Below are 15,168 nucleotides of genomic sequence, written 5' to 3'. Positions count from 1 at the left end.
CCGCTTCGACCTCGCGCGAGTCGCTCACCGGCTCACAGCCACTCGGGCACCCGCTCGGCGGCGAGGATCGTCTCCGCCGCGATCCGGTCCGCCACCACCGCGAAGCGGTCGCCGTCGACCAGCACCTCGGGCACCAGCGCGCGGCTGTTGTAGGTCGAGGCCATCGTCGCGCCATAGGCGCCGGCGCTGCGGAACACCGCAAGGTCGCCCTTGGCGACGCGGTCGATCTCGCGCGCCATGGCGAAGGTGTCGCCGGTCTCGCACACCGGGCCGGCGATATTGGCGGTGACCCGCTCGCCGCTCGGCACCACCGGATCGAAGTCGTGCCACGCGTCGTAGAGCGCGGGCCGCGCCAGGTCGTTCATCGCGGCGTCGACGATGACATAGGGGTTCACCACGCCAGGCTTCACCCAGATCACGCGGGTGAGCAGCACCCCTGCGTTAGCGGCGATCACACGCCCGGGCTCGAACATCAGCGTAACGTCCCAGTCGCGCGTGACGCGCTCGACCATCGCGCCATAGTCAGCCGGGGAGCGCGGCGTGTCGCCCTCCTTGTAGCGGACGCCGAGCCCGCCGCCGAGATCGACTCGCGTGACGCGGTGGCCGCCGGCGCGCAGGGTGGCCACCAGCTCGCCAACGCGGTGGTAGGCCGCCTCGAGGGGGGCGAGGTCGAACAGCTGGCTGCCGATATGGATCGCGACGCCCTCGAGCGACAGGCCGGGTAGCTCCGCCAGCCGCGCGAACATCGCCGGCGCCTGGTCGATCGGCACGCCGAACTTGTTCTCCTTGCGCCCGGTCGAGATCTTGGCGTGGGTGCCGGCGTCGACGTCGGGGTTGACGCGCAGCACCGCGCGCGCGGTTATCCCCCGTGCCGCGGCGAGCCGGGCGAGCGCCTCGCCCTCCTCCTCCAGCTCGAGGTTGAACTGGCCGATCCCGGCGTCGAGCCCGCGCACCAGCTCCGCCTCGGTCTTGCCCACGCCGGAGAAGACTACCGAGTCGGCCGGCATCCCCGCCGCGAGCGCGCGCGCCAGCTCGCCGCCGGAGACGACGTCGGCGCCATAGCCCTCGGCGGCGAGCAGGCGCAGCACCGCGACGTTGGGGTTGGCCTTGATCGCATAGGCGAGATGCGCGTCACGCACGCCGGCCAAGCCGGCGCGGAACGCGCGCGCATGGTCGCGGAAGGCGTTGGCGGAATAGACGTAGACCGGGGTGCCGACGTCCGCGGCGATGCGCGCGAGCGGCACGCCCTCGCACCACAATTCTCCGTCGCGATAGTGAAAATGGTCCATCGGATCTCTTCTAGCGTGGTTCGCGCGTCGGCGTGACACATACGGTGCAGGTTATCGCTCCCGCCACCCGCCCATCTCCTGGCGTCATCCCGAACTCGTTTCGGCATCCACGGTGCCGCACAACCTTCGGCGGCGGCGTATGCGGGCCAGTGGATCCCGAAACAAGTTCCGGCGTGTAGGTGGAGAGCTCCAGACCCATGCCGCCGCGCCCTCACCGCGGCGGCAGATCGTACTCGTCGCTCTGGCGCTCCTGCGAGCGGGTGAGCACCTCGCCGGTGCGGCGCGGGCGCGCCTGGACGCTGGGGGTGAGCAGGTCGTTGATCCCGGGGGTCGCGGCGGCGCCATAAGGCGCCACCGGCAGCGGCGTGCCCGGCGCCGGTTTGAGCGCCTGGGTCGAGCCGCACCCCGCCAGCACGGTCGCCCACGCGAGCGCGACGAGTGATCGGTGCCTCGTCATGCCACCTCTCCCGCCCGCTCCGCGCGCGCGGCGGCGATCGCGGCGCGGACATTGTCGGGCGCGGTCCCGCCGAAGCTGCGCCGGCTCGCCACCGAGGCGTCGACCGACAGCACGTCATACACCGCGTCGGTGATGCGCGGGTCGATCGCCTGCAGCTCCATGAGCGGCACGCGGTCGAGCGTGCAGCCCAGCGCCTCGGCGCGCGCCACCGCGCGGCCGGTGATATGGTGCGCCTCGCGGAACGGCGCGTCGGCCTCGCGCACCAGCCAGTCGGCGAGGTCGGTCGCGGTGGCGAAGCCGCTCTCGGCCACCTGGCGCATCCGCTCGGTGCGAAAGGTGGCGCTTTCCACCATCCCGGTCATCGCCGCCAGCGACAGCGCGAGCAGGTCGTGCGCCTCGAACACCGGCGGCTTATCGTCCTGCATGTCCTTGGAATAAGCGAGCGGCAGCCCCTTCATCGTGACCATCAGGCTCACCAGGCAGCCGGTGATGCGCCCGCTGTGCCCGCGCACCAGCTCGGCGGCGTCGGGGTTGCGCTTCTGCGGCATGATCGAGCTGCCGGTCGACCATTGGTCCGACAGCGCCACGAAGGCGAAGGGCTGTGACGCCCACAGCACGAACTCCTCCGCGAGCCGCGACAGATGGAGCGCGCACTGGCTCGCCGCCATCAGGTAATCGAGCGCGAAGTCGCGGTCGCTGACCGAGTCGAGGCTGTTGCGCGTCGGGGCGTCGAAGCCGAGCGCGCGCGCGGTGGCGTCGCGGTCGATCGCGAATCCGGTGCCCGCCAGCGCCGCGGCGCCGAGCGGGCAGAGGTTGGCGCGCGCGCGATTGTCGGTGAAGCGCGAGCGGTCGCGCCGCACCATCTCGTGATAGGCCATCAGGTGGTGGCCGAGCGTCACCGGCTGCGCCGACTGGAGGTGGGTGAAGCCCGGCATCACGCTGGCGGCATGGTCCTCCGCCCGCGCGAGCAGCGCGTCGTCGAGCCGGTCGAGCGCGGCGACGACCTGGTCGGTCGCGTCGCGCACCCACAGGCGGAAGTCGGTCGCGACCTGGTCGTTGCGGCTGCGCGCGGTGTGGAGCCGCCCCGCCGCGCCGCCGATCACCTCGCCGAGTCGCGCCTCGCTCAGCATATGGATGTCCTCCATCGCGAGATCGTCGGGCACGCCCTCGGCCTCGTAGCGCTCGGCCACCTGCGCCAGCCCCGCGTCGATCGCGACGGCATCCTCGGCAGAGACGATCCCCTGCGCGCCCAGCATCGCGGCATGCGCGCGGCTGCCCGCTACGTCCTGGCGCCACATCCGCTTGTCGAAGGGGATGGAGGCGTTTATCTCGCGCATGACGGCGGCCGGACCCTCGGCGAACCGCCCGCCCCACATCTGGTTGGAACCGCTCATGGTCTCGCGTGTCGCGATCGTCTGTCTCCTCGGCGCCGCGCTGGCGGTCAGCGCGTGCGATAAGGGCTCGGGGGGCGACGGGCAAGCCGCGGCGGCGGGCAACGCCACCGCCGGCGCGAGCGCGGACGAGGTGCCCGCCACCGGCGCGACGCGGCCGGACAAGGTCGATCGCAGCCACAAGGGCGAGGCCGCCCCGAACGCCGGCTTCACCACGCTGGCGGGGGCGCCCACGACGCTGGCCGCGCTGGGCGGCGGCAAGCCGCTGCTGGTGAACCTGTGGGCGACCTGGTGCGCGCCCTGCGTCAAGGAAATGCCGACGCTGGACGCCGCGGCGGGGGCGCTCGCCGGCAAGGTGCGCGTCGTCGCGGTGAGCCAGGACATGGAGCCCGCCAAGGCGAAGGACTTCCTCAAGGCGCGCGGATTCACCAGGCTGGAGCCGTTCCTCGACGAGAAGCTGGCGCTGAGCACCGCCTACGGCGCCAACCTGCCGACGACGATCCTCTACGACGCCGCGGGCAAGGAGGTCTGGCGCGTGACCGGCGACCTCGACTGGACCGGGGCACAGGCCAAGGGACTGCTCGCCGAGGCGGGGTGAGGACGCGTTCGGCCCCGTTGGGGAGGAGAGCGCCTCACCCCGCCTGAGGCTTTGCCGTCATCCCGGGCTTGACCCGGGATCCATGCTTCCGCGAGGAAACGACGCGCAGCATGCGCTGCACGATGTTTCCCGAATGGAGCACGGCGTGACGAACCAGGTCGCAGGATAGGTGCCTCGCGCGTCAGCCCCGCATCACGCGGCACACCGACCACGTCGGCCCCTCACACCTCGCCGATGAACGCAACGCCGGGCGCGCGCGCCGCCGCGCCGAAGGGTGCCAGCCGCCCGTCACGGCCTACCGAGAAGCCGTCGATCGTGCCGCTGCGCTCATTGGCGACGAGCAGGCGTGAGTCGAGCACGCGCAGGTGGCGCGGCCAGCGCCCGCCGCCCGCGATATGCTGGATCGGGGTGAGCGCGCCGTCCGCGGCGATGGCGTAGACCGCGACGCTGTCGGCGCCGCGGTTGGAGGCGTAGAGCCAGCGCCCGCGCGGGTCGATCGCGATCGCGCCGGCCTGGCTCTTGCCCGCGAAGCCCGCCGGCAGCGTCGAGTGGCGCGCCAGCGCGGTGAAGCGGGAGTCGGCGCCGCGGCGCAGCACCGTCACGCTATTGTCGAGCTCGGCGACGAGATAGGCGAGCGGCAGCCGCGGGTGGAAGGCGAGGTGGCGCGGGCCGCTGCCCGCAACGGCGCGATAGGCGGGACGGGTCTCGCCCAGCCGCGTGCCGGCGGCGTCGAGCCGGTGCGCGAAGATCGTGTCGGCGCCGAGATCGACCGACCACAGCCACTGCCGGTCCGGGCTGAAGCCGACCCAATGCGCGTGCGGCGCGGCTTGGCGCTCTGCGTCCGGCCCGCGCCCGCGATGCGCCACTACCTGCGCCGCCGCGCGCGGCAGTCCCGTGCGCGGGTCGAGCGCGATCAGCGCGACGCTGCCGCTGCTGTAATTGGCCACCGCCAGCGCGCCGCCGTCGACGCTCAGCGCGAGATGGCACGGGTCCGCGCCGCCCGAGTCGACCAGCGCGAGCCGCTGCCACGCGCCCCCGCGCTGGCGGAGGACCGCGACCTTCCCGGCGCTGCCCTCCTGCACCAGATAGTGCAGCCCCAGTCGCGGGTGGCGCACGCCCCAGGAGGCGTCGGGGGCGGCGGCCACCGCCGCGTGCGCGCGCCAGGCGCCCGCGGCAGGGGCATAGTCGAGCGGCAGCAGCCCCGCGCCGCCCTCCTTGTTGTAGCCCCCCGCGTAGAGCGCGCGGGTCGCGGCGGGGGCGGCCAGCGCGGCGCGGGGCAGCGCGGCTGAAGTGGCGGCGCCGAGCAGGGTGCGGCGCGTCAGTCGGTCGTCGATCATCATCGTCTCCGGGCTCGGCTCATCCTGGCGCGCGTCCCGTCAGCCGCTCGAGGCAGCGTCGCAGCGTCGCCATCGTCAGCGGCTTGTTGAGGTGGGGGGCGTCGGCGAAGGCCGGGTCGCGATCGTCCGCGTCATAGCCGCTGGCGAAGGCGAAGGGCACCGCGGCGGCGCGCAGCGCGGCGGCGACCGGATAGGCCTTTTCGCCGGCGAGATTGAGGTCGAGCACCGCGACATCGGGCAGCGCGCCCGCAGCGAGTGCCGCCAAGGCCGCCGCGACCGAGGGCGCCACCGCGACCACCTCGGCGCCGTCGCGCTGGAGCGCGCGCTCCAGCTGGCGCGCGAGCAGATATTCGTCCTCCACCACCAGCACGCGCAGGCCGGCGAGCGCGGTCACGCCGCGGCGCCGCGCGCCAGCGTCTGCGATACCGGCAGCACCATCGCGCAGCGCACGCCGTCGGCGGTGAGGGCGTAGTCGACCGTCGCCTCGAGCTGATAGGGTACCGCGCGCTCGATCAGGTCGCGCCCCTGGCCGACGCGCTCGGGCGAGTCGCCGCGCACCGGCATGATGACGCCGCGCTCCTCCCAGTCGAAGCGGAGCCGCGGCCGCTCGCCCGCCGCGACCGGCAGCAGCGCCCAGCGCACCGACAGCGTCGCGCCGGGCTGGCTCAGCGCGCCATATTTGAGCGAGTTGGTGATCAGCTCGTGCAGCGCCAGCGCGAGCGTCTGGATCCCGCCCGAGCGCAGCGGGATGCCGCGCGGCCCGGCGAGCGACACGCGTGCGTCCTCGTCCGGTAGCGCACCGAAGGCGGCGAGCTCGCTGCGCAGCAGCTGATCGAAGCCGACCCGTTCCAGCCCCTCGATCCGCGACAGCAGTTGCTGCACGCGTGACAGCGCGTCGAGCCGCGCCGAGAAGGCGCGTTCGAAGTCGGCGAGGTCAGCGCTCGCCTCCAGCGTGCTCTCCGCCACTGCCTGGATCACGCCCATCAGGTTGCGCGTGCGGTGCTGCAGCTCGCCGATCAGCATCTGCAGCCGCGCCGCGGTGTCGCGCTCCTCGGTGACGTCCTGCGCGATGCCGCCGATATGGCTGACGCGGCCGTCGGGCTCGCGCAGCGGGAAAGCGGTGTTCTTGAGCCAGCGCACCTTGCCGCTGCCGGGGATGCGCGCGCGGAAATCGTGCGTGACGCGTTCGCCCTGGCGGACGCGACGCAGCGTGGTGGCGGCGAGCTCGCGATCTTCCGCGATGATCGCGGTCTGCCAGTCGAAGCTCAGCGGTGCGCCGCGCCCGCTCGCCACGCCGACCCCGTACAGCTTGCGCAGCGCCGGGCTGAGATAGGCGAAGCGCGCGCTGTCGATGTCGAACAGCCACAGCACGTCGGACGAGGCCTCGGCGAATTCGCGGAAGCGCGCCTCGCTCGCGCGCAGCGCGGCCTCGACCCGGTCGCGCTCGGTCGTCTCCTCCACCACCGCGCCGATGCCGACGACCTCGTCGCCGCTGCGGATCGGGAAGAAATGCTCGCGCCAGCTGCGCTGCTTGTCGCTATTGGCCGGGGTGCCGCCGTGGACCTCGACGTCGAGCCACGGCTCGCCCGTGGCGATGATCGCGCGCCAGCGCTCCATCAGCGCATCGATCCCGGCGATGTCGGGCAGCAGCTCGCGCGGGGTAAAGCCGATATGCGCCTCGGGCGGCAGGCCGTTCATCTGCGCGAGACTGGCGTTGACGCGGACGAAGCGCATCTCGCGGTCCCAGATGCCGAGCCCGAGCGGCGCGGCGTCGAACAGCGCGTCGAGCGCCGCGGCGGCGCTGGGAGCGGGGGGATGCCCCGGCGGGGGGCCGGCGAGCGACTCGGCCACCGCGGCGCGGAGCGCCGGGCTCCAGCCCTCGGGTGCGCCGAGCGGGGTCGATGCCCAGTCATAGTCACCCAGCGCGGTGACGGCGGGCACAGGAGGATCGGGGACGTGCATGCCGCAACCTATTGTCTCTTCGCGACGAATAGCAGGTCGCGCGGGGCTGCCAAGGGGAGCGCGTCGCGCTTGACCGCGCGCGTGCGTCCCGGCACCTCAGGCGCCATGACCCGCCGCCTCCCGCTCGCCCGCCGCGCCGCCCCGTTCCTGCTCGCCGCCGCGCTGCCGGCGGCACTGAGCGCGCAGCGCGCGCCCACCGATACGATGGCGAACGAGCAGGTCGCGGGCTACGACTGGGTCCGTCCCGAGGCCGATTACGTCCGCCGCACCGAGATGGTGCCGATGCGCGACGGCACGCGGCTGTACACCGTGATCGTCTATCGCAAGGGCGCGCATGACGCGCCGATCCTGCTCAGCCGCACGCCCTATGACGCCGACAAGGCGACCAGCCGCAACCGCAGCCAGCGGATCGAGGAAATTTTGCCCGTCGCCGACGCCGAGTTCGTCGACGACGGTTACATCCGCGTCTACCAGGACGTCCGCGGGCTGGGGAAGTCCGAGGGCGATTACGTGATGAACCGCCCGCTGCGCGGGCCGCTCAACCCCACCAACGTCGATCACGCCACCGACGCCTATGACACGATCGACTGGCTGGTGAAGAACGTGCGCGAGAGCAACGGCAAGGTCGGCATTACCGGCTCGTCGTACCTGGGCTTCACCTCGCTGATGGCGCTGATCGATCCGCACCCCGCGCTCAAGGCGGCGGTGCCGCAGAGCCCGATGGTCGACGGCTGGATGGGCGACGACTGGTTCCACAACGGCGCCTTCCGCACCTTCGGCTTCGACTATGACCTGTCGCAGACGGTCAAGACCGGGGGCGGCGCGGTGCCGAAGGGCGGCGGCGACGAATATGCCGCCTATCTCGCCGCCGGCTCGGCGGGCGATTACGCGCGCCATTACGGGCTGCTCGACCTGCCGGTGGTGCGCAAGGTGCTTGAGCACCCGAGCTATGATTCGTGGTGGCAGGGACAGGCGGTCGACAAGCTGCTCGGCGCCCGCAAGCTGACCGTGCCGACCATGCTCGTCGTCGGTCAGTGGGATCAGGAAGACAGCTACGGCGCCCCCGCGGTCTACCAGGCACTGGAGGGGCAGGATCCCGACAACCGGCTCGTCAGCCTGGTGATCGGGCCGTGGCGCCACTCGCAGGTCAACTATGAGGCGCGTGAGCTCGGCCCGCTGAAGTGGGAGGGCGACACCGGCCACCAGTTCCGCACGCGCTGGATGAAGCCGTTTCTCGACTGCCACCTCAAGACCGAGCCGGCGCCGTGCGACACGCCGCCGGTGCTCACCTACGCCACCGGCGAGGACCGCTGGGAGGTGTCGCCGCGCTGGCCCGCCGGCCAGTACAGGCCACTGTATCTCGCCGGCGGCGCGTCGCTGTCGTGGCAGAAGCCCGCGGCCGGAAGCGACAGCTATGTCTCGGACCCGGCCAAGCCGGTGCCGATGCTGCCGCGGCCGATCCACATGCAGGGCGAAGAGTGGCGCACCTGGCTGGTCCATGACCAGCGCTTCGTCGACGGCCGCCCCGACGTGCTGAGCTATACCGGCGCGGTGCTCGACCGCCCGGTCCACATCAAGGGCGCGCCCAAGGTCGACCTCCGCGCCGCGACGACCGGGCGCGACGGCGACTTCGTGGTCAAGCTGATCGACGTCTACCCGGAAGAGAACAGCGCCGATCCGGCGATGGCGGGCTATCAGCTCGCGCTCGGCATCGAGATCTTCCGCGGCCGCTACGTGGACGGCTTCGCCACACCCGCCGCGCTGACGCCGGGCAAGACCTACAAATTCGACTGGTCGCTACCCAACGTGGACCACGTCTTCCTGCCGGGCCATCGCATCATGGTGCAGGTGCAGTCGTCGCTGTTCCCGCTCTACGATCGCAACCCGCAGAGCTGGGTCCCGTCGATCATGGACGCGCGCCCACGCGACTATGTGAAGGCGACGCAGACGGTGCGCTGGGGCGGGGACGCGGCGAGCGCGGTGTGGCTGCCGGTCGCGGCCGACTCACCCGCGGGCACGGCGACCGCGGCGAACTGAGCGCCGCGGCCGCCTTGCGCGTTCAGCCCCTGCCGCGCAGCGTGTTGAGCACCGCGAGCGCGGCGACGCCGACGAAGGCCGCGCTGGTCCACGGCCGCTCCTTGGCGAAGCCGCGCGCCTTCTCGGTCAGCGGCGCGTCGCCGGTGAAATGCGTCTTGAGCGAGTCGGTGAGTGCGGTCTTCTTGTTCGACGTGGTGGCGGTATCGGCCATGGGTGTGTCTCCTGCTGGATGCGGGGGCACAACGAACGAGGCGCGCTGCGGTGCCGTGACGCTCACGATGCGGCTTGGTTGTCAATCCTCCCCGCATGGCGGGGAGGGGGACCGCTCGCCGAAGGCGAGTGGTGGTGGGGGCTCTCCACGAAGCGCAGCGTCGGCGGAAATCCCCCTCCACCACCGGCCTGCGGCCGGCGGTCCCCCTCCCCGTGCCGGGGAGGATTAGTATCCTACTTCAGCCGCAGCGGCGGCGAATAATCGGTCATCGTCATGAACACGCTGTCGACCTTGGTCACGATCTTGCCGTTGACCTCGCTCGCCGCGGCGACCTTCTGCCACTCGGGGTCGGCGCCGAACGCCTTCCAGTCGGCGTCGCGCGCGGCACGATCGGGATAGGCGAGCACGTAGACGACGCGCCCCTCGGGATAGTCGGCGCTGGGCAGCTCGTTCCAATAAGCCACGTTGGTCATGCCGTGGCGCTTGAAAATGCCGAGCGTGTGCTCACGGAAGCGCGTGTTGAGCGCCGCCAGTTTGCCGGGCGCGGGATAATAGGTGCGCAGCTCGTAGAGCGCGGTGCGCGGGTCGAGCGACGCCTTGGGCGCGGCGGCGGTCAGCGCCAGCGGCGCGAGCAGGGCGAGAGAGAGCGCGATCAGGGCAGGACGCATGCGGCAGGTCTCCGGACGATGATGTCGCAGGCTGCGCCGGATTTCGGCTCAACGCCAGTGACTCGGATCAATCCGCCGGCTCAGCCGTGCGCGCGCACCACCGCGCGCGTGACGTCGCCCATCAGTCGCAGCCGCGCGCGCAGCGGGGCGTGCGTCCGCGCGATCAGCACCGCCACCGCGTAGCGATGCCCGTCGGGCGCGGTGAGCAGCCCGACGTCGTTGGTGCCCGTCGCGGTGCCCGCCAGCTCCTGCCCGGTGCCGGTCTTGTGCGCGAGCGTCCAGCCGCGCCCCAGTCCCGAGCGCAGCCGCAGCGGGCCGGTGCGGCTCGCGCGCATCAGCGCGAGCATCCGCGCGGTCGACGCCCGGCTCAGCAGCCGCCCCTGCGCGAGCCGCGCCAGCCCGAGCGTGACGCCGTCGGCCGAGGCGCCGTCGGGCGGGCTGGCGACATAGCGGTCGAGCGCGCGGCGCCGCGCCGCGAGGCTCAGCCTCGCGCGCGCGCGCAGGAAGCCGTCGCCGCCCGCCCACGAATCGCGCCACGTCAGCCCGGCGGTGCGCGCCTGGAGCAGCCGCTCGCCGGGGCCGAAGGTGACGCCGCTGATCCCCTTGCGCGCCAGCGTACGCCGTACCGCGGCCGGGCCGCCGACCTGGCGCAGCAGCACGTCGTTGCAGGTGTTGTCGCTGCGCGTCAGCGCGCAGTCGAGCAGGCCGGCGATCGTGAGGCGCAGCCCGCCCGCGCCGACGCGCGCGCGGATCGGCTGGTGGAACAAGGTGAGGTCGGCGCGGCGCACCGTCACGGTCCTGCGCAGGCTGAGCGCGCCGCGGTCGATCGCGTCGAAGGTGGCGAGCGCGACCCACAATTTGCTCACGCTCTGCTGCGGCCGTCGCGCGCCGCCCTGCCACGAGACGGTCCAGCCGCGGTCGACGTCGCGCACCGAGATGCCGACCGCGCCGGGAAAGCGCTGGCCGAGCGCCTCCACCGCGTTGAGCAGCCGCGCGGGCGGCTGCGGGCGCACCGCGCCGCGGTCGCGCGCGGCGGTGGGCGCGGCCGGTGCGGCCAGCGCGAGCGCGGCGAGCAGCGGGGCGATCAGGCGGCGGGGGGACATGGGTCGGGCAATCTCACTGTCATGACCATTTATCAGGCGCACGGAGTTCTACGCCGCCCGTGAAGCGCCAGCGGCCCTGGGCTCCTGCGTGCGCAGGAGCACCCGTGAACCGACCGTGTTCCTGCGCACGCAGGAACCCAGCGCCGCGCACGAAGCGGTGCTGGCAACGCACTCCGGTCGCCCGAGCGCCACCGCCTTAACCGCGTCGCGCGAGAAGGGAAGCGTTCGCCGGCCCAGCACGGCCGATGCGAGCCCGTCAGCAGCACTGGCCTATTGCCTCCCCCGACAGCACGTGCCACCGCCTCCTCATACCAAAAGTTACTATTCTGCCCGGAGACGATCCCGTGACCCTGAAGAGCGTGCTGCTGGCGGCGACCGCCGGCCTCGTCCTCGCCGCCCCCGCGCTGAGCCGCGACCAGCAGCCCGCGCCCACCGCCGCCGCGGCGCCCGACTCGGGCGCGACGCGCTACGGCAGCTGGGGTTTCGATCTCACCGGCATGGACCGCAGCGTCCGCCCCGGCGACGACTGGTTCCGCTTCGTCAACGGCGCCTGGGTGGCGCGCACGCAGATCCCGGCGGACCGCTCCTCCTACGGCGCCTTCGCGGTGCTGCGCGAATTGTCCGAGCAGCGGCTGCGCGCGCTGATCACCGGCTATAGCGCGAGCGACTCCGCGCATCCCGACCGCGCCAAGGCGGCGCTGCTCTACACCGGCTTCATGGACACCGCCGCAGCCGAGCGCGCCGACGCCGCGCCGCTAGCCGAGCGGTTGCGCCCGATCGCGGCGGCGGCGAGCAAGGACGATATCGCGCGGCTGATGGGGCGCTCGGTCGGCGGCTTCGGCGCCAGCTTCGTCAGCGCCGGGGTGAGCGACGACGCCAAGCGGCCCGAGGTCTACGCGCTCTACCTGCGCCAGTCGGGGCTCGGCCTGGGCGACCGCGAGCTGTACCTCGACCCGAAGTTCGCGCCGCAGGTGGCGCGCTACCGCCAATATGTCGCGCAGATGCTGACGATGGCGAACTGGCCCGCCGCCGCCGCGGCGGCGGAGCGCGTGGTCGACATGGAGACCAAGCTCGCCCAGGCGCACTGGACCCGCGCCGAGAGCCGCGACCGCGACAAGACCTACAATCCGATGACGCTCGCCGAGCTGAAGGCGCAGGCGCCGGGCTTTCCGTGGGACGCTTACTGGCAGGCCGCCGGGCTAGCCGCGGCGGACCGCGCGATCGTCGCGCAGAACACCGCATTCCCCAAGATCGCCGCTCTGTTCGCCGCGACCGATCTCGCCACGCTCAAGGCCTGGGCGGCGTTCCGCACCGCCGACGACGTCGCGCCGCTGCTGTCGCGCCGCTTCGTCGACGCCGAGTTCGACTTCCGCTCCAAGTTCCTCAACGGCCAGCCGCAGCAGCGCGAGCGCTGGAAGCGCGCAGTGGGCTTCACCGAGAACGCCATCGGCGAGGGCATCGGCCGCGACTATGTCGCGCTCTACTTCCCGCCCGAGTCGAAGGCGAAGATGGACACACTGGTCGGCAACCTGCGCGTCGCGCTCGCCGGGCGGATCAAGAACCTGGCGTGGATGAGCCCCGCGACGAAGACTCAGGCGCTCGACAAGCTCCAGGGCTTCACCGTCAAGGTCGGCTACCCCTCGAAGTGGCGCGACTATACCGGGCTGGAAGTGCGCGCGGGCGACCTCGTCGGCAACGCCGAGCGCGCGACCCGCTTCGAGTGGGACTATGACCGCGCCCGCATCGCGCGCCCGGTCGACAAGGCCGAGTGGGGCATGACGCCGCAGACGGTCAACGCCTACTACAGCTCGGTGAAGAACGAGATCGTCTTCCCCGCGGCGATCCTCCAGCCGCCCTTCTTCGACCCCCAGGCCGACGACGCGATCAACTATGGCGGCATCGGCGGCGTGATCGGCCACGAGATCAGCCACGGCTTCGACGACCAGGGCCGCAAGTCGGACGGCCGCGGCGTGCTGCGCGACTGGTGGACCGCCGAGGACGCGACCAAGTTCGAGGCGCAGGCGGCGCGGCTCGGCGCGCAGTACGAGGCCTATAGCTTCCCCGGCCTGCCCGGCGTCCACATCAACGGGCGCGCCTCGATGGGTGAGAATATCGGCGACCTCGGCGGCGTGCTGATCTCGCTCGACGCCTATCACGCCTCGCTCGGCGGCAAGCGCGCGCCGGTGATCGATGGCTTCACCGGCGACCAGCGCTTCTTTCTGGGCTGGGGGCAGGTGTGGCGGACGCTCTTCCGCGACGAGGCGCTGCGCCAGCAGCTGGTCAGCGACCCGCATTCGCCGGGGCAGATCCGCGCGGTCAACCCGCTGCGCAACGTCGACGCCTGGTATGCCGCGTGGAAGATCGACCCGTCGCAGAAGCAATATGTCGCGCCGAAGGACCGCGTGCGGATCTGGTGAGGGGACGTCACGTCGTGGCGTGGGTCGGCAGAAGGCCCGTGTCTCCCTTCCCGTCATCCCGGACTTGATCCGGGATCCATGGTGCCGCGAGCGCCGCAGCCGTTGCTCTCGCGGATGGATGGATCCCGGATCAAGTCCGTGATGACGGTGGAGGAGGGACTCCTCACTCAGCAGCAGCACCTCAGCGCGCGCACGCCACCGTCGCCGGCGCGACGGCACGTACGTTGCACCGCGGGTGCCCGGCGACACTGATCTGCGCGTTCTGGATGGCCACCACGGTCGCCGCCTGTGACGCGGCGGCGCGTACGATCGAGTCGCCCGCGCCGCGCACCGTCAGCCGCTGCGTCGCCAGCGCGCGCGCGTCGATCGTGCCGGTACCATTGGCGACCAGCGTCGCGTCGGGCGCTCGGCCCGCCAGCGTGATCGTCGCGTCGCCCGCCAACGTCGCGCTGAGCGCTGCCGCCTCGACCGCGGCCACGTCGATCGAGCCCGCCGCGGCCGACAGTCCGACCCGCTCGCCGCGCATCGCCGCGACCGTAACGCGCGCCGGCGTGTAGACCGCGACTCCGGCGAGCCGCGGCGCGACCACCGTCACCACCGCGTCCGCGCTCGCTGGCCCGCCGCGCAGCACCAGCGTGCCCCCGCTCGGCTCCACCTTCAGCGCGTCGAGGGCCGCTGGATCGGCCGCGCTCGCGCTGACGCCCGTGCCCGCTCCGCCCGGTCCTTCGGTAACGACCCGCACCGTCGCGGGGGTCTCCACCCGCAGCCGCTCGACCGTGGCGACCGGCCAGCGCCGCTCCGCCGCGCTCGCCGGCGCGGTAGCGAGCAAGGCCGCGACGAGGATCAGCCGCCGCACCGCACGCTGCCCGAGCCCATCTTGCGCACCGAGCAGCGCGCCCGCGCGCCGAGGTCGACGTCGCCCGACCCCATCGCCATCACCTCTGCCCGGCCGTCGACCGTCGCGCGGACGCTGCCCGAGCCCATCACCTTGATGTCGGCGGCCTTGGCGACCAGCCGCTCGCCGGCCACATCGCCCGAACCAGCGATCGACACCTCGAGGCGATCGCTCTCGCCGGCCAGCGTGGCGCTGCCCGAGCCGGCGATCGACAGGTCGAGCGTGCCCGAGCGGCCGGTGAGGGCGGCGTTGCCGGAGCCGGCGATCGAGACGTCGGCCGCGTCGGTGCGGAGCGCCGCCACGGTGAGATTGCCCGAGCCCGCCAGCTTCGCCTTGAACGCGCGCGCCTCGACGCGATCGACCGAGAGATTGCCCGAGCCCGCCAGGATCGCGCCCGTGATCGCGGGCATCGTCACCGTCACGCGCGCGTGCCCGCGCGAGCGGCCGTTGCGGCGCGACACCCGCAGCGTGTTGCCGTCGCGCGTGATCTTGAGCTTGTCGAGCGCCTCGGCGTCGCCTTCGGCGGTGACGGCGAAGCCGCCGCCGACGCGCACGCTGACATCGTCGCTTCCCGCGAGCTCGACCGAGTCGAAGCCGGCGGCCTGGAAGCTGCGCTGGTTGCCGCTGCCCGTGCCCGGGATGCCGGGGCTATCGTCCTGCGTGAAGCTGTTGCCGCAGGCCGCCAGCGGCAGCAGTGCGGCGGCGATGATCGCGCGCATGTCCTCTTCTCCCCAACGTGTATTGCACCACTAATACACAGCGGCGGGACGCGCAAACGAAAAGGGGCGGCCCGCGGACCGCCC

General features: G+C 72.5%; 14 protein-coding genes. 3 read left to right on the top strand and 11 right to left on the bottom strand.

Annotated elements, in window-relative coordinates:
• Window positions 1-32 precede the first annotated feature (32 nt).
• The 3 genes from lysA to argH all read right to left on the bottom strand — a co-directional run bounded on the left by lysA (window position 33) and on the right by argH (window position 3,122).
• Window positions 33-1,289 (bottom strand): diaminopimelate decarboxylase, encoded by a 1,257-nt coding sequence (lysA, locus tag FHY02_RS11870; RefSeq protein ID WP_183922272.1) that lies wholly within the window; start codon window positions 1,287-1,289, stop codon window positions 33-35.
• A gap of 211 nt (window positions 1,290-1,500) precedes the next feature.
• A complete protein-coding gene (locus FHY02_RS11865; protein ID WP_183922270.1) occupies window positions 1,501-1,746 on the bottom strand; it encodes a hypothetical protein in 246 nt (81 codons plus the stop codon).
• Complete coding sequence (gene argH / locus FHY02_RS11860; RefSeq protein WP_183922932.1) at window positions 1,743-3,122, bottom strand: argininosuccinate lyase; 1,380 nt, start codon at window positions 3,120-3,122, stop codon at window positions 1,743-1,745. The genes FHY02_RS11865 and argH overlap by 4 nt, the downstream gene beginning before the upstream one ends.
• A 16-nt stretch (window positions 3,123-3,138) precedes the next feature.
• Between argH and FHY02_RS11855 the strand changes: the two genes are divergently transcribed.
• Window positions 3,139-3,735: a TlpA disulfide reductase family protein gene (locus FHY02_RS11855; protein WP_183922268.1), complete on the top strand. Its 597-nt coding sequence runs from the start codon at window positions 3,139-3,141 to the stop codon at window positions 3,733-3,735.
• Window positions 3,736-3,956: 221 nt separating this feature from the next.
• Here the strand turns inward: FHY02_RS11855 and FHY02_RS11850 are convergent, their stop codons facing one another.
• The 3 genes from FHY02_RS11850 to FHY02_RS11840 are packed head-to-tail and all read right to left on the bottom strand — an operon-like array spanning window position 3,957 to window position 7,034.
• On the bottom strand, window positions 3,957-5,072 hold the full coding sequence (locus FHY02_RS11850; RefSeq protein WP_183922266.1) for a lactonase family protein: 1,116 nt from the start codon (window positions 5,070-5,072) through the stop codon (window positions 3,957-3,959).
• A gap of 19 nt (window positions 5,073-5,091) precedes the next feature.
• On the bottom strand, window positions 5,092-5,466 hold the full coding sequence (locus FHY02_RS11845; protein WP_221190127.1) for a response regulator: 375 nt from the start codon (window positions 5,464-5,466) through the stop codon (window positions 5,092-5,094).
• Window positions 5,463-7,034 (bottom strand): sensor histidine kinase, encoded by a 1,572-nt coding sequence (locus FHY02_RS11840; protein WP_183922264.1) that lies wholly within the window; start codon window positions 7,032-7,034, stop codon window positions 5,463-5,465. The genes FHY02_RS11845 and FHY02_RS11840 overlap by 4 nt, the downstream gene beginning before the upstream one ends.
• Before the next feature lie 105 nt (window positions 7,035-7,139).
• Between FHY02_RS11840 and FHY02_RS11835 the strand changes: the two genes are divergently transcribed.
• The gene (locus FHY02_RS11835) at window positions 7,140-9,071 is read left to right on the top strand and encodes a CocE/NonD family hydrolase (RefSeq protein WP_183922254.1); all 1,932 of its coding nucleotides are present in this window, start codon (window positions 7,140-7,142) and stop codon (window positions 9,069-9,071) included.
• A gap of 22 nt (window positions 9,072-9,093) precedes the next feature.
• On the opposite strand, the gene FHY02_RS11830 is transcribed toward FHY02_RS11835, so the two are convergent.
• The 3 genes from FHY02_RS11830 to FHY02_RS11820 form a co-directional block, all read right to left on the bottom strand.
• Window positions 9,094-9,282 carry a hypothetical protein gene (locus FHY02_RS11830; RefSeq protein WP_183922252.1) on the bottom strand — a complete coding sequence of 63 codons (189 nt, stop codon included), beginning with the start codon at window positions 9,280-9,282 and terminating at the stop codon, window positions 9,094-9,096.
• A gap of 233 nt (window positions 9,283-9,515) precedes the next feature.
• Window positions 9,516-9,950, bottom strand: coding sequence for an NIPSNAP family protein (locus FHY02_RS11825; RefSeq protein WP_183922250.1), 435 nt, complete (start codon window positions 9,948-9,950; stop codon window positions 9,516-9,518).
• 80 nt (window positions 9,951-10,030) lie between these two features.
• A complete protein-coding gene (locus tag FHY02_RS11820) occupies window positions 10,031-11,053 on the bottom strand; it encodes a serine hydrolase (RefSeq protein ID WP_183922248.1) in 1,023 nt (340 codons plus the stop codon).
• A gap of 344 nt (window positions 11,054-11,397) precedes the next feature.
• On the opposite strand from FHY02_RS11820, the gene FHY02_RS11815 reads away from it, so the two are divergent.
• Window positions 11,398-13,470 carry a M13-type metalloendopeptidase gene (locus FHY02_RS11815; RefSeq protein WP_183922246.1) on the top strand — a complete coding sequence of 691 codons (2,073 nt, stop codon included), beginning with the start codon at window positions 11,398-11,400 and terminating at the stop codon, window positions 13,468-13,470.
• A 181-nt stretch (window positions 13,471-13,651) separates the two neighbouring features.
• Here the strand turns inward: FHY02_RS11815 and FHY02_RS11810 are convergent, their stop codons facing one another.
• Window positions 13,652-14,326, bottom strand: a complete 675-nt coding sequence (locus FHY02_RS11810) for a GIN domain-containing protein (protein ID WP_183922244.1) — start codon at window positions 14,324-14,326, stop codon at window positions 13,652-13,654.
• Window positions 14,314-15,084 carry a head GIN domain-containing protein gene (locus FHY02_RS11805; protein WP_183922242.1) on the bottom strand — a complete coding sequence of 257 codons (771 nt, stop codon included), beginning with the start codon at window positions 15,082-15,084 and terminating at the stop codon, window positions 14,314-14,316. Before FHY02_RS11805 ends, FHY02_RS11810 begins: the two co-directional genes overlap by 13 nt.
• Window positions 15,085-15,168 lie beyond the last annotated feature (84 nt).

Source organism: Sphingomonas sp. BK069 (assembly GCF_014193405.1).
Lineage (GTDB): Bacteria > Pseudomonadota > Alphaproteobacteria > Sphingomonadales > Sphingomonadaceae > Sphingomonas.
This window is presented reverse-complemented; position numbering and strand designations above follow the sequence as displayed.

Coding starts and splice junctions, on each gene's coding strand:
- lysA (WP_183922272.1), bottom strand. CDS start 1,289: ATGGACCATTTTCACTATCGCGACGGAGAATTGTGGTGCGAGGGCGTG.
- FHY02_RS11865 (WP_183922270.1), bottom strand. CDS start 1,746: ATGACGAGGCACCGATCACTCGTCGCGCTCGCGTGGGCGACCGTGCTG.
- argH (WP_183922932.1), bottom strand. CDS start 3,122: ATGTGGGGCGGGCGGTTCGCCGAGGGTCCGGCCGCCGTCATGCGCGAG.
- FHY02_RS11855 (WP_183922268.1), top strand. CDS start 3,139: ATGGTCTCGCGTGTCGCGATCGTCTGTCTCCTCGGCGCCGCGCTGGCG.
- FHY02_RS11850 (WP_183922266.1), bottom strand. CDS start 5,072: ATGATCGACGACCGACTGACGCGCCGCACCCTGCTCGGCGCCGCCACT.
- FHY02_RS11840 (WP_183922264.1), bottom strand. CDS start 7,034: ATGCACGTCCCCGATCCTCCTGTGCCCGCCGTCACCGCGCTGGGTGAC.
- FHY02_RS11835 (WP_183922254.1), top strand. CDS start 7,140: ATGACCCGCCGCCTCCCGCTCGCCCGCCGCGCCGCCCCGTTCCTGCTC.
- FHY02_RS11830 (WP_183922252.1), bottom strand. CDS start 9,282: ATGGCCGATACCGCCACCACGTCGAACAAGAAGACCGCACTCACCGAC.
- FHY02_RS11825 (WP_183922250.1), bottom strand. CDS start 9,950: ATGCGTCCTGCCCTGATCGCGCTCTCTCTCGCCCTGCTCGCGCCGCTG.
- FHY02_RS11820 (WP_183922248.1), bottom strand. CDS start 11,053: ATGTCCCCCCGCCGCCTGATCGCCCCGCTGCTCGCCGCGCTCGCGCTG.
- FHY02_RS11805 (WP_183922242.1), bottom strand. CDS start 15,084: ATGCGCGCGATCATCGCCGCCGCACTGCTGCCGCTGGCGGCCTGCGGC.